A 12,481-nucleotide genomic window follows, 5' to 3' on the forward strand; every position below is an offset into this window, starting at 1 on the left:
TCGCCGATCGTCTTGTCGGAATCTTCCAGCGCGGCAAGCGCCGAACCCTTGATGATCGGAATGTCGTCGCCCGGGAAATCATACTTCGACAGCAGTTCGCGAACCTCGAGCTCGACCAGTTCCAGAAGCTCGGCATCGTCAACCTGGTCGACCTTGTTCAGGAAAACCACGATCGCAGGAACGCCAACCTGGCGGGCGAGAAGAATGTGCTCGCGCGTCTGCGGCATCGGGCCATCGGCAGCCGAAACGACCAGGATCGCGCCGTCCATCTGCGCAGCGCCGGTGATCATGTTCTTCACATAATCGGCGTGGCCGGGGCAGTCGACGTGGGCGTAGTGGCGGTTCTCCGTCTCGTATTCGACGTGCGCCGTCGAAATCGTGATGCCGCGAGCCTTTTCCTCAGGCGCAGCGTCAATCTGGTCATACGCCTTGAACTCACCAAAATACTTCGTAATCGCTGCCGTCAACGACGTCTTGCCATGGTCGACGTGACCAATCGTGCCAATGTTAACGTGCGGCTTGTTACGTTCAAACTTGCTCTTAGCCATACTGTCGTTCTCTCGTCATCACAACCGGCTGCACCGGTCCCATATTTGCAGTCAGACGAGACAGCGAACCGTCCGTCAGCACAGTTAACCGCTCCGCCTCAAGGCCTTGCGGCTCGATTCGTCCCGGCGTTCGGCTCGTCATATGGGGACACATGAGCGGCGTACTATGCTCAAGACAAAAAACGAAGAGCACCAATACGCGCTCTCGCATGTACGCGGTGCTCTCTATATCTGGAGCGGGTAGCGGGAATCGAACCCGCGTATTCAGCTTGGAAGGCTGCTGCTCTACCATTGAGCTATACCCGCACATCGTGGCGTCCGGTTCCGGCAATGGTGGAGGGGGTTGGATTCGAACCAACGTAGGCCAAGCCAACGGATTTACAGTCCGTCCCCTTTAACCACTCGGGCACCCCTCCGGCATTGCCGATGGAACCGCACCACAAGGCACTCTGCAGTCAACCGGACCAGTTCGTCAGCGGCTGCTTGCGGAGGGCCTTATGCCGACTAGGCCACGTGGTGTCAACACCTCGCTTCACAAAATGCGCGGCCTTCACAAAATGAGCCGTTCAAGGCCGACAAAAATGCAGCCGGCGCGCAAATTGCGGTAAAACTCCTGTATCGAACTTGCCCGCGAAGGAGTATATCGCGGGCATGACCGATCAAAAATCATCCCGCACGCCCAAAGACACCCATTACGCCAATCTCCGGCGGCAGTTCCGCGACCAGAAGGCCGGTTCCGTCGGCAAAGGTCCAGTCGGCAAAGGTCCGGCCGGCAAGCCCCAGCGCCCGCAGCGGCCGGCGACCGACGCCACTCCGGTGCCGGAAGGCCTGATCCGCCTCTATGGCCTTCACACGGTGCGCGCCGCGCTGGACAATCCCGCCCGGCAGATCAGGCGCATGCTGGTGACGAGGAACGCCCTCGACCGGCTGGAGATCGCCGACGTCGGCGCCCTGCCCTTCGCCGTCGAGATCGTCGAGCCGCGCGCCATCGACCGCGAAACCGGTTCCGAAGCGGTGCATCAGGGCGTCATGATCGAAGCAAGGCCGCTGAAGACGCATTCGCTGAAGGCATTGCAGGACAGTTCGCTGCTGCTGATTCTCGACCAGGTGACCGATCCGCACAATGTCGGCGCCATCATGCGCTCGGCCGTCGCTTTCGGCGCCGGCGCCATCATCACCACCGCGCGGCACAGCCCGCAGGAATCCGGCGTGCTGGCGAAGGCGGCTTCCGGCGCGCTCGAACTCATCCCGCATATCGAGGTGCGCAACCTCGCCGATGCGATCGGCGAACTGCACGATCTCGGCTTCGTCACCATCGGTCTCGATTCGGAAGGACCGCTCGAACTCGAGCAGACGATGACGCCCGGCCGCATCGCGCTGGTGCTCGGCGCGGAGGGCAAGGGATTGCGACAGAAGACCCGCGAGACGGTCAGCCATCTCGCCCGCCTCGACATGCCCGGCGCCATCAAATCGCTCAATGTTTCCAACGCGGCGGCGATTTCGCTCTATGCGGCCCAGCGGTTTCTTGCCGCCGGCAGCCAGGCCGCCTGACCCGGTCAGCCTAGGTTTCCTTCGCTGCCGCGCGCCCGGCCATGCGCCCGGAAAAGATACATCCCCCGAGGAAGGTGCCTTCGAGGGAATTGTAGCCATGGATGCCGCCGCCGCCAAATCCCGCCGCTTCACCCGCCGCATAGACGCCGGCCAGCGGTTCTCCATCCGCGCGAAGGGCGCGCGCGCTCAGGTCGGTCTTGATGCCGCCGAGGGATTTGCGCGTCAGTATGTTGAGGCGCACCGCGATCAGCGGCCCGTGCTTCGGGTCGAGGATCCTGTGCGGCGGAACGACACGCACCAGCCGGTCGCCGATATAGTTGCGGGCGCCGCGAATCGCCGTGATCTGCGCGTCCTTGCTGTATGGATTGTCGACCTCGCGGTCGCGCGCCACGATCTGGGCGGCAAGATGCGCCTCGTCGATGAGATTGTCGCCGGTCAGGCTGTTCATGCGGCGCACCAGATCGCCGAGATCCTTCTCGACGATGAAATCCTCGCCATGGTCGAGGAAAGCCTGCACCGGCCCGGGCATGCCGCCCAGCGCCCGTTTCGCCACCTGGCGCCAGCTGCCGCTGGTGAAATCCGGGTTCTGCTCGGAGCCTGAAAGCGTGAATTCCTTGCGGGCGATACGGGCGTTCAGCACGAACCAGGAATAATCATGGCCGGTCTGCGTCACCCGGTGCAGCGTTGCCAGCGTATCGAAGCCCGGCAGGCAGGGCGGCGGCAGGCGATTGCCCAGCGCGTCGAACCATAGCGAGCTTGGCCCCGGCAGGATGCGAATGGCGTGGTTGGACCAGATTGGATTCCAGTTGTGGATGCCCTCGACATAGTGCCACATGCGATCGCCATTGATGAGATGGGCGCCCGCCTGCCCGGCGATGCCGAGCATCAGCCCGTCCACATGGTCCGGCACGCCGCTGATCAGCCGTTTCGGCGCCGGCCCGAGCCTCTCCGGCCAGTTCTTTCGCACGAGTGCATGATTGCCGCCAATGCCGCCGCTGCAGACGATGATCGCCGGCGCGCGCAGCGAAAAATCGCCGACCACCTTGCGCGAACTCGCAGCGCTGCGCTCGACATCGCTCGGTTCCAGCACGTCGCCGGCAACCTCGTCGATCCTGCCGGAAGACGATGCCAGCGCCGTAACCCTGTGCCTGAAGCGAAAGCTCAGCAGGCCGCTGCGCTCTGCCTCGCGGGCGCGCCGGACGAAAGGCTCGACCACGCCGGGCCCCGTCCCCCAGGTGATGTGGAAACGCGGCACGGAATTGCCATGGCCCGAAGCCAGCGCGCCGCCGCGCTCGGCCCAGCCGACGATCGGGAACCAGCGCATGCCGAGGCCGCGCAGCCAGGAACGCTTTTCGCCGGCGGCAAAATCGACATAGGCCTCCGCCCAGCGGCGCGGCCATTCATCCTCCGCCCGGTCGAAGCGCGCCGAGCCCATCCAGTCCTGCATGGCGAGTTCGCGCGAGTCGCGGATGCGCAGCCTGCGCTGCTCCGGTGAATCGACGAAGAACAGCCCGCCGAAAGACCGCCACGCCTGCCCGCCAAGCGTCTGTTCCGGCTCCTGATCGAGAATGATGACCCGCTTCCCCGCCGCGGTGAGCTCCATCGCCGCAACGAGCCCGGCCAGCCCGGCGCCGATTATGATGGCATCCGCATCCTGGGCCATTCGAACCTCCCCCACCGCCAAATTACCTTTACGTCAACGTTGTCACCGAATTGCCGTTTCGGCAAGCGCAATGACGGTGACGGCGGGCGGCCGTGGTTATTGCGTGGCTGGCCCCTCACCTGTGGGCGATCCATCCAAACGATATTCATGCAGCACTGGTGGAGATTGCAGCAACGTTGCTGCGTGCTTCGACAAGCGCAGCATGAGGGAGGTGGTTTGTTGCGCCACCGGCCGAGGCATGAAACCTGCCACTCCGGCACGGGCCCGATCCCCGGCACTATCCTGATGCCGCGCATATTTTTTCACCCCGCCCGGCATTTTTGATTTCACAGGCATTTGCTTTATGCTATGCGGACGCCGCTGCCCTTATAGCTCAGTTGGTAGAGCATCTGATTTGTAATCAGAGGGTCGGGAGTTCGAGTCTCTCTGGGGGCACCATTTTCAGCTTCTGTCCGTGGAAATCGTCAACCGCCTGCCCGGCGCCGCCGCTCAGCCCATATATTTGGGCAGACCCGCGACCAGGGCGTCGATGGCGAGGCGCAGCTTCAGCGGCATGTGCGGCGTGCGCAGCCACAGCGCGAAATTCTCGAACACATATTCCGGCACGTCCGGCAGGAGGCGCACGAGCCTTCCCGTCCCAAGCTCCTGCCTGATCAGCCAGGACGGCAGCCAGGCCATGCCCATCCCGGCAATCGCCGCATCCATCACCGCCTCCAGATCGTCGAGCCGCATGCGGCATGGCGGCGACACCTCGAAGGGCGGCTGGTCCTGCTGCGGAAAGAGCCATGGATGAACCCAGCCTGGCCGCGCATAGAGAACGGCCCCGTGGCGGGCGAGATCGTCGAGATCGTGCGGCGCGCCATGGGTTTCGACATAGGCGGGCGAAGCGCAGACGACCATGCGATGGCTGCCGAGGCGGCGGGCAATCAGGCCGGCCCTGTCGGTCAGCGTGCCGGTGCGCACGGCAAGATCGAACCCGCCCTCGGCGAGGTCGAGCACAGTGTCGGCAAAGGACAGGTCGAGTTCCATGTCCGCATGTTGCCGCGCCAGCGCCGTGAGCACGGGCGCGACGCATTTGCGCCCCAGCAAGGCCGGCATGGTGACCCGCAAGCGCCCGCGCGGCCTGGAAAGCTGCTCCGCCACCAGTGCATCCGCCGCATCCGCCTCGGCGAGGACGATACGGCAGCGTTCATAATAGGCACGGCCGAAATCCGTCAGGCTCTGGCGCCGCGTCGTGCGGTTGATCAGCCGCACGCCAAGGCGATCCTCAAGAAAGCGGATATGCTTGCCGACCATCGGCGCCGAAATGCCGAACGCCTCGGCCGCAGCGGCGAAAGACCCGGTTTCGGCCGATTTTACGAAGACTGCCATGCTCCCGAGCCTATCCATTCGATACTCCTGGTTCATACTGCAGTGAATGGAACCGCATTTATCATGATCCGGCCCCATGCCAAAGCTGATTAGGTTCAATTGGTTTGGAGTGGTCGCATGGCACGGGTGGTTCGTTTTCATGAATATGGTGGGCCGGAAGTCCTGCGCTTCGAGACTATGGCGGTCGCGGAGCCCGGTCCGGGCGAAATCCGCATCGCGGTACGGGCGCTCGGCCTCAATCGCGCCGAGGCTCTGATGCGCGCCGGCACCTATATCGAAAAGCCCGCCCTGCCATCGGGCCTGGGGCTGGAGGCATCCGGCGTCGTGCAGTCCATCGGGCCGGACGTGGCGGGTTTCGCGCCGGGCGACGCGGTCAGCATCATCCCGCCAATATCGATGGCGCGCTGGCCGGCCTATGGCGAAATCGTCACCTTCCCGGCCAGCCATGTGGTCAGGCATCCCGCCTCGCTTGGCTGGGAAGCGGCGGCCGCCTTGTGGATGTCGTTCCTCACCGCCTATGGCGCGCTTGTCGATATTGGCGGGCTGCGGCGCGGCGAATTCGTCGTCGTCACCGCCGCTTCCAGCAGCGTCGGGCTCGCGGCGATCCAGATCGCCAACATGATCGGCGCGATCCCCATTGCCACCACGCGCAGCTTTGCCAAGGCGCCCGCATTGCGCGCGGCAGGCGCGCCGCATGTCATCGCCTCCGGGGAGGAAGACCTTGCCGCGCGGCTGGAAGAAATCGCCGGGGCGAATGGCGTGCGGCTGGTGTTCGATGCGGTAGGCGGGCCGGATTTCGAGCCGCTCACGGCGGCGATGGCCAAGGGCGGCATGCTGATCGAATATGGCGGGCTGAGCCCGCAGCCAACGCCTTTTCCGCTGTTCGACGTCCTTCGCAAATGCCTGAGCCTGCGCGGCTACCTCGTGCATGAAATCATCGCGGACCCGCAGCGGCTGCGCGCCGCCACCACCTTCATTCTGGATGGCCTGGCTGCCGGCAAGCTCGCCCCGGTCATTGCACGCACCTTCCCTTTCGACGAGATCGTGGAAGCGCACCGCTATCTCGAATCGAATGAACAGTTCGGCAAGGTGGTGGTGACGGTTCCGCCCCGCAGCGATTGATGCCGAGCCAACCTCCCTCATGCTGAGGGGATCGGGTGGGTGGCAGGGGAATAGATCTGCAAGGTTTCAGATCCTGGCTCCCTGCTTTTCTGCAATCAGTCCTCGACCTCCTTAGCACGAGGGAGGTCGGGGCTTGGCAGCACTTATCCAACTTTTTTGGATTAACCGGTAGTTTGGGGATGGATTTTGGGCCTCAAAACAATATTTTGCGGGAAGAACTCCCTGCAAGACACTGATTTTCCTTGCGGTGAGAGCGAAACGACCCGCCAAAATGCGGGGGGATAAATGGAAACTTATCCCACCACTTTGAAACCGGGTTATTTTGATTCGGTCCTTTCCAGTGGGGAGCAGCTTCCGGAGCTGTTTCGACAAGCTGGGAGAGGATGGCGTTGCCGGATAGTCGGAAGTGACAACCCCGACCATCAAGCAAACTGCAGAAGGAAACGGAGGTAGCGCTCATGTTTCCGGGTTGTTGCGTCTGACAAACGCAATGATAGCAGGCAAAGACGTCGCGGGCGGTCTTCGGACCTCGACCCTGATACCTACTGACGCGCTGAAGACCGCCCGTCTCCCCCCATTTCAATGACCAGACGCGATTTTCGCGGGCGTGGTGCGGGTTTTCTGTATTTAACAAGAGACTGCATCACCGTTGCTGCGCCCTTCGACAAGCTCAGGATGAGGGAGAGTAGAGTTTTGCAGGGTTCTAGTTCTGCAAGGTTTCAAACCATGGCTCCCTCCACTTCCGCCATCCATAATTTCCCTCATGCTGAGCCTGTCGAAGCACGCACGATGCTTTTGCAGCGCTCCAAAGAAGGATTGCACAAACGTTGCTGCGCCCTTCGACAGGCTCAGGATGAGGGGAAATAGAGTTTTGCAGGGAGGTCGTTCTGCGATCTCTCAACACCCCGCCAACGCCACAGAACTACCACCCCTGCCAACACCAACCTCCCTCATGCTGAGCCAACTTCCCTCATGCTGACCTTGTCGAAGCACGCACGATGCTTTTGCAGCATTGTAAATAAGGGGGGGCTTGCAGCCGTGCTACGGTTTGACGAGGCCTCCGTGATAGTCCAGCCGATAGACCTCCCTGTCCCCGACGTAAATGCGCTCGATGCCGACGAACTGCCCGATAGTCTCGTCGCTGTCGTCGACGTAGCGGTACTGTCCGACGACATATTCAAACGCACCGAGGAACCTGCCGAGCCGGTACAGGGCAGACAGCGACTCCTTGATGATCGCACCGGCGACAGTCGCATCGATCATTTCGGGATCGAGGATGCGACCGTAATAATTCATGGCCCATACCGGTTCGTCAGCTTTCCACACGACCTCCTGTCCGAGAAAATCGGTACCGCCAAAATAGCTGTCCAGATAGCGCCAGGAACCACGGTCGTAGCCGATATCATGTGCCGCTGGGCGACATGCCGGTGAAGGACTGCCGCCTCCGACATAAGTCGCCGATTTCGCTTCGAGAATAAACGCCTGCAGGCCATCCATGATAGACTCCCATGAGAACATATCACGAACATTGCATGGTTCTGCACAGCTGCCAAGGGGCGGTCGTGCTTCGACAGGCTCGGCATGAGGGAGCTGGCCTCCGCATGAGGGAAATTTGGCCCCGGGGCGACCAGCGCCAAGCATGTTCTTTGCCAGATGCCGTGTGACATGCTAGCCCTTGTGCCGACACGTCGCAGCAAGCAGGCATTCCATGAACCGGAAAGTTCAATCTCTCGCTTTTTTATCTTCCGGCACGCCGGAATCCGACCTCGCAATGCAGGAACTGACGGCGATCTACGGCCAGGCCGAGGCGCGCGATGCCGATGTGATCGTGGCGCTGGGCGGCGATGGCTTCATGCTGCAGACGCTGCAGAACTACATGAACCAGGGCAAGATGATCTATGGCATGAACCGCGGTTCGGTCGGTTTCCTGATGAACGAATTCGACAGCGAGGGGCTGCGGGAGCGCGTCGAGGCGGCGCATTCCGAGACGATCCGCCCGCTGAAGATGACGACGGAATCGGTCGAGGACGGCAGCGTCACCGCCTTTGCGCTGAACGAAGTGTCGCTGCTGCGCCAGTCATACCAGGCGGCGAAGCTGCGGATCACGGTCGATGGCAAGGTCCGGCTGGAGGAGCTGATCTGCGACGGCGTCATGGTGGCGACGCCGGCCGGCTCCACCGCCTATAATCTCTCCGCCCAGGGGCCGATCCTGCCGCTCGACGCCAAGCTGCTGGCGCTTACGCCCGTCTCCGCATTCCGTCCGCGGCGCTGGCGCGGCGCGCTGCTGCCCAACCGCGTCACCGTGCGCTTCGACGTGCTCGAACCGGAAAAACGCCCGGTCAACGCCGTCGCCGACCATACGGAAGTAAAGTCGGTCCTGTCGGTCACGGTGCAAGAATCCTCACAGCTGCGCGCAACTATTCTGTTTGACAAAAATCATTCGTGGAACGAGCGAATTCTCAAGGAGCAGTTCCTTTATTGACACGCTGCGAATAAAATCACGGATAAATGAAACGAACTCTTGAATGTGACTGGCCGAAAGAGTTGACTTTTGCTGGCATGCGCCGTAACGCCATGCGAAGCAACACTGCGCAATTCACGCTGCCGGAAGCTTTTTACGGATGACGGTTTGTGCGGCAATGACTGCAGATAGAAAGTTAAACCTCCATTGACCACCTTTGCTGATCTGGGCCTTTCGTCGAAAGTGCTCGATGCTGTAGAAGCAGCAGGATATACAATTCCAACGCCGATTCAGGCAGGCGCCATTCCGCACGCCCTGCAGCGCAAGGATGTTCTCGGCATCGCCCAGACCGGTACCGGCAAGACGGCGTCCTTCGTGCTGCCCATGCTGACCCTGCTCGAACAGGGCCGCGCCCGGGCCCGCATGCCGCGCACGCTCATTCTCGAGCCGACGCGCGAACTCGCGGCGCAGGTCGAGGAAAACTTCGTCAAATACGGCAAGAACCACCGCCTGAACGTCGCGCTGCTGATCGGCGGCGTTTCCTTCGACGACCAGTTGCGCAAGCTGGAGCGCGGCGCGGATGTGCTGATCGCGACGCCGGGCCGGCTGCTCGATCATTTCGAGCGCGGCAAGCTGCTCCTGAGCGCCGTCGACATTCTGGTCATCGACGAGGCCGACCGCATGCTCGACATGGGCTTCATTCCCGATATCGAGCGCATCTGCAAGCTGATCCCCTTCACGCGGCAGACGCTGTTCTTCTCCGCCACGATGCCGCCGGAAATCACCAAGCTCACCGAGCAGTTCCTGCATTCGCCGGTGCGGATCGAAGTCGCCAAGGCCTCGACCACCGCAACGACGGTGGAGCAATTCCTGGTGAAATCCAGCAAGAAGGATTGGGAAAAGCGTGCGGTGCTGCGTGATCTCATCCGCGCGGAAGACGAAGGCCTGAAGAACGCGATCATCTTCTGCAACCGGAAGAAGGACGTTTCCGAACTGTTCCGCTCGCTGGTCAAGCATGATTTCGACGCCGGCGCGCTGCATGGCGACATGGACCAGCGCGCGCGAACCACGATGCTGGCGAACTTCAAGGAAAACAAGCTCAAGCTGCTGGTCGCCTCCGACGTGGCGGCGCGCGGGCTCGACATTCCCGATGTCAGCCATGTCTTCAATTTCGACGTTCCGATCCATTCGGAGGATTACGTCCACCGCATCGGCCGCACCGGTCGCGCCGGCCGGTCCGGCAAGGCCTTCACGCTCGTCACCCCGACGGATGTGAAATATCTCGCCGCGATCGAGAAGATGATCGGCAACAACATTCCCTGGCTCGACGGCGACCTGAGCACACTGCCGCCTCCCGCCGAAGGCGACGATGCGCCGAAGAAGACGCGCGGCAGAAAATCCGAGCCGAAGCGCCGGCCGCGCAATGAAGGCCGCGAGCGCGAGCGCCCGCAATCCGAGATCGACATTCTCGCCGCGGCCGAAGAAGCGCGCGAGACCCAGGCCGAACAGCGCCAGCCCGTCGCCGAAGCGCCGGCGCCGCGCGCGGAAAAGCCGAACCGGAACGCGATCAAGGCCGAGAACGAGACACGGCGCGCCCGGCCCTCGGGCAGCGATGGACGCCGCGAACATCGGCGCGACCGCGACGATCTCGGACCGGCGCCTGTCGGATTCGGCGACGAGATTCCCGCTTTCATGCTGATTGACACCAAGATCTGAACCGATGGACCGCCCCGGCCTTGGCTGCGGCCTCGTCTTTCTGAAGGATGACCGCATCCTGCTGCTGCAGCGCCTGAAAAGCCCCGAAGCGGGCAGCTGGGGCATACCCGGCGGCAAGGTGGATTTCCTCGAACGGGCGGAAAACGCGGTGCGCCGCGAAGCGCTGGAAGAAACCGGTCTTCTTGCCGGCCCTGTCGAGCTACTCGGCCTGAGCGAACAGCTTTTTCATGAAGAACAGCAGCATTGGATCGGGATATTGTATCTGGCCGCGAGTTTCAGCGGCCAAGAAAGCCTGATGGAACCGGAAAAACATGGCGGCATCGGCTGGTTTCCGCTTGGCAACCTGCCTCCGAAGGTGACCCTGCCGACGCTGCATGCGGTCGAACTGATCCGCAAGCGCGCCTATTTGCCCGCCCGCAAAGAGGCCTCGTAGGCGCGGCGCGCCCAATCGGTCATGATCTCCGGATCGTCGAATGCGTCCACCGGTACCGACCAATAGGGCATGTGGACCGAACGGCCCTTGCCTTCGTAATGCCATTGGCGGCACCCGGCCGCTTCGAATTCCGGCGCGGATAGCCTGTCTGCCTTGAGGAGGATTTCCTCGTCCACCTCGAGCGCTATGATCAGGCCCTGGTGATAGATGCCCTTGCCGCCGAACATGCGTTTGATGACGACCGGCCCGAGGCCGGCGAAAAGATCGCGAATGGCGTCATTGTCCATGACGCTGCGCCGGTCAGGAACCGGCAGCAGCCAGCGCTTCGGGGCGAGCCGGCGTCAGTTCGACGGATTCGCCGCAGCCGCAGGCCGATGTCTGGTTGGGATTGTTGAAGACGAAGCCGGTGCGCAGCGTCGTCGCTTCGAAATCCATCGTCGTGCCAAGCAGATAGAGCACCGCTTCCGGCGCCACATAGACCCGGGCGCCATCGTGCTCGACGAGGTCATCCCCCGCCCGTGCCTCGGTGACGAGGTCGATCGTATATTCCATACCGGCGCAGCCGCCCTTCTTGACGCCCACGCGGATACCGAGCGCGCCTTCGCGCGTGTCGGTGATTTCATGGACACGCCGGGCTGCGGCTTCTGTTAGGTTGATGACAGAAAATCGACCCATTTTTCTTTTCTCATGTTCGAGACCGGTAATTCGTACTTTCTATAAGTAGTGTTATGCGTCCGTCACCGCAAGAGTTCAGACTGTGCAAGAGCAAACAAACCAAAGGTCAGGGCAAACCATGAAACGCCGCCTTCCTGTTCTTTTGACCCCGCTTACCCTCGCGCTTACCTCCCCCTTGGGCTACCCCTTGGCCGCCCGCTTGGCCGCCCCCTTGGCGCTCCCTTTGGGGCTCGCGCTTACCGCCCCCCTGGGCTTCGCGCTTACCGTCCCCCTGGGCTTCGCGCTTGCCGTCCCCCTGGGCTTCGCCCGGCCGGCAATGGCACAGGAGCCCGGCGCCGCGCCGGCGAAGCCAGCCGAGAAGCCGGCAGCCGCCACACCGGCGCAGCAACCAGAAACGACGGCGCAGCAGCCTGACGCGAAGAGCGCAGCTCCGGCGGCCGAACCGAGCGCCGCCGAACAGAAGCCGACGCAGACACCGGCGGATTATACCGACAATCGCAGCACGCCCGATGCGCTGGTGCGCTCCTATTACAATGCCATCAACCGCCAGGAATATGCCCGGGCCTATGGTTATTACGAACCGGAAAGCGTGCCCCAGCCCTTTCCGCAGTTTCAGGCCGGATATGAAAACACCGTTTCCGTCGAGGTCCTGCTTGGCAAGGCCGAAGGCGAAGGCGCGGCGGGTTCGGTCTATTGGAGCCTGCCCATCGCGATCAAATCGACCTTGAAAGATGGCAAGACCAGCATATTCAATGGCTGCTACCGGCTGAAACTCGCCAATCCCGCCATTCAGGGCGTGCCTTTCGTGCCGCTATCGCTGATCGGCGGCACGCTGGAGAAATCGGAACAGCCCTTCGAGCAGAGCGTCCCCGAGGGTTGCGAAGCGCCCTGACCGGGCCAGCCAGCCCTGATCGCCCTTGATCGCCCTGATCGCCCCTTGA

General features: G+C 62.4%; 11 protein-coding genes, 3 tRNA genes and 1 pseudogene. 7 read left to right on the forward strand and 8 right to left on the reverse strand.

Features of this window, described 5'->3' with window-relative positions; genetic code table 11:
- The 3 genes from M8997_RS20300 to M8997_RS20310 all read right to left on the reverse strand — a co-directional run.
- Positions 1-548: GTP-binding protein (locus M8997_RS20300; protein WP_252597218.1), on the reverse strand; the 548-nt coding region annotated here is incomplete at its 3' end.
- Between the two features lie 232 nt (positions 549-780).
- Positions 781-854, reverse strand: a tRNA-Gly gene (locus M8997_RS20305).
- A gap of 25 nt (positions 855-879) precedes the next feature.
- Positions 880-964: transfer RNA gene (locus M8997_RS20310), tRNA-Tyr, on the reverse strand.
- Positions 965-1,199: 235 nt separating this feature from the next.
- On the opposite strand from M8997_RS20310, the gene rlmB reads away from it, so the two are divergent.
- Positions 1,200-2,099, forward strand: coding sequence for a 23S rRNA (guanosine(2251)-2'-O)-methyltransferase RlmB (gene rlmB / locus M8997_RS20315; RefSeq protein WP_250017862.1), 900 nt, complete (start codon positions 1,200-1,202; stop codon positions 2,097-2,099).
- 10 nt (positions 2,100-2,109) lie between these two features.
- Here the strand turns inward: rlmB and M8997_RS20320 are convergent, their stop codons facing one another.
- A complete protein-coding gene (locus tag M8997_RS20320; RefSeq protein ID WP_250017864.1) occupies positions 2,110-3,762 on the reverse strand; it encodes an FAD-binding dehydrogenase in 1,653 nt (550 codons plus the stop codon).
- Positions 3,763-4,124: 362 nt separating this feature from the next.
- Between M8997_RS20320 and M8997_RS20325 the strand changes: the two genes are divergently transcribed.
- Positions 4,125-4,200: transfer RNA gene (locus M8997_RS20325), tRNA-Thr, on the forward strand.
- Between the two features lie 51 nt (positions 4,201-4,251).
- On the opposite strand, the gene M8997_RS20330 is transcribed toward M8997_RS20325, so the two are convergent.
- Positions 4,252-5,151, reverse strand: a complete 900-nt coding sequence (locus tag M8997_RS20330; protein WP_250017866.1) for a LysR family transcriptional regulator — start codon at positions 5,149-5,151, stop codon at positions 4,252-4,254.
- A 99-nt stretch (positions 5,152-5,250) separates the two neighbouring features.
- On the opposite strand from M8997_RS20330, the gene M8997_RS20335 reads away from it, so the two are divergent.
- Positions 5,251-6,255 (forward strand): zinc-dependent alcohol dehydrogenase family protein, encoded by a 1,005-nt coding sequence (locus M8997_RS20335; protein ID WP_250017871.1) that lies wholly within the window; start codon positions 5,251-5,253, stop codon positions 6,253-6,255.
- A 1,041-nt stretch (positions 6,256-7,296) separates the two neighbouring features.
- On the opposite strand, the gene M8997_RS20340 is transcribed toward M8997_RS20335, so the two are convergent.
- A complete protein-coding gene (locus M8997_RS20340) occupies positions 7,297-7,752 on the reverse strand; it encodes a DUF5680 domain-containing protein (RefSeq protein WP_250017874.1) in 456 nt (151 codons plus the stop codon).
- A gap of 211 nt (positions 7,753-7,963) precedes the next feature.
- Between M8997_RS20340 and M8997_RS20345 the strand changes: the two genes are divergently transcribed.
- The 3 genes and pseudogenes from M8997_RS20345 to M8997_RS20355 all read left to right on the forward strand — a co-directional run bounded on the left by M8997_RS20345 (position 7,964) and on the right by M8997_RS20355 (position 10,865).
- Positions 7,964-8,737, forward strand: coding sequence for an NAD kinase (locus M8997_RS20345; RefSeq protein ID WP_250017876.1), 774 nt, complete (start codon positions 7,964-7,966; stop codon positions 8,735-8,737).
- A 186-nt stretch (positions 8,738-8,923) separates the two neighbouring features.
- Positions 8,924-10,106 (forward strand): annotated as a pseudogene (locus tag M8997_RS20350) (DEAD/DEAH box helicase); the annotation flags it as partial.
- Between the two features lie 330 nt (positions 10,107-10,436).
- Positions 10,437-10,865 (forward strand): NUDIX domain-containing protein, encoded by a 429-nt coding sequence (locus M8997_RS20355; protein ID WP_250017881.1) that lies wholly within the window; start codon positions 10,437-10,439, stop codon positions 10,863-10,865.
- On the opposite strand, the gene M8997_RS20360 is transcribed toward M8997_RS20355, so the two are convergent.
- Both M8997_RS20360 and sufA read right to left on the reverse strand, forming a co-directional pair.
- Positions 10,835-11,152, reverse strand: coding sequence for a TfoX/Sxy family protein (locus tag M8997_RS20360; RefSeq protein WP_250017883.1), 318 nt, complete (start codon positions 11,150-11,152; stop codon positions 10,835-10,837). The genes M8997_RS20355 and M8997_RS20360 overlap by 31 nt on opposite strands.
- A 13-nt stretch (positions 11,153-11,165) precedes the next feature.
- Positions 11,166-11,540 carry a Fe-S cluster assembly scaffold SufA gene (sufA, locus tag M8997_RS20365; RefSeq protein WP_250017895.1) on the reverse strand — a complete coding sequence of 125 codons (375 nt, stop codon included), beginning with the start codon at positions 11,538-11,540 and terminating at the stop codon, positions 11,166-11,168.
- A 211-nt stretch (positions 11,541-11,751) separates the two neighbouring features.
- On the opposite strand from sufA, the gene M8997_RS20370 reads away from it, so the two are divergent.
- On the forward strand, positions 11,752-12,432 hold the full coding sequence (locus M8997_RS20370) for a hypothetical protein (RefSeq protein ID WP_250017897.1): 681 nt from the start codon (positions 11,752-11,754) through the stop codon (positions 12,430-12,432).
- Positions 12,433-12,481: the final 49 nt, after the last annotated feature.

The sequence above is a fragment of the Phyllobacterium sp. 21LDTY02-6 genome (assembly GCF_023554255.2).
In the GTDB taxonomy this organism is placed as follows: Bacteria; Pseudomonadota; Alphaproteobacteria; order Rhizobiales; family Rhizobiaceae; genus Phyllobacterium.

Excerpts from the sequence above, each read along its gene's own strand:
- M8997_RS20335 (WP_250017871.1), top strand. The coding sequence starts at position 5,251 with ATGGCACGGGTGGTTCGTTTTCATGAATATGGTGGGCCGGAAGTCCTG.
- M8997_RS20360 (WP_250017883.1), bottom strand. The coding sequence starts at position 11,152 with ATGGACAATGACGCCATTCGCGATCTTTTCGCCGGCCTCGGGCCGGTC.
- M8997_RS20345 (WP_250017876.1), top strand. The coding sequence starts at position 7,964 with ATGAACCGGAAAGTTCAATCTCTCGCTTTTTTATCTTCCGGCACGCCG.
- rlmB (WP_250017862.1), top strand. The coding sequence starts at position 1,200 with ATGACCGATCAAAAATCATCCCGCACGCCCAAAGACACCCATTACGCC.
- M8997_RS20320 (WP_250017864.1), bottom strand. The coding sequence starts at position 3,762 with ATGGCCCAGGATGCGGATGCCATCATAATCGGCGCCGGGCTGGCCGGG.
- M8997_RS20330 (WP_250017866.1), bottom strand. The coding sequence starts at position 5,151 with ATGGATAGGCTCGGGAGCATGGCAGTCTTCGTAAAATCGGCCGAAACC.
- sufA (WP_250017895.1), bottom strand. The coding sequence starts at position 11,540 with ATGGGTCGATTTTCTGTCATCAACCTAACAGAAGCCGCAGCCCGGCGT.
- M8997_RS20355 (WP_250017881.1), top strand. The coding sequence starts at position 10,437 with ATGGACCGCCCCGGCCTTGGCTGCGGCCTCGTCTTTCTGAAGGATGAC.
- M8997_RS20340 (WP_250017874.1), bottom strand. The coding sequence starts at position 7,752 with ATGGATGGCCTGCAGGCGTTTATTCTCGAAGCGAAATCGGCGACTTAT.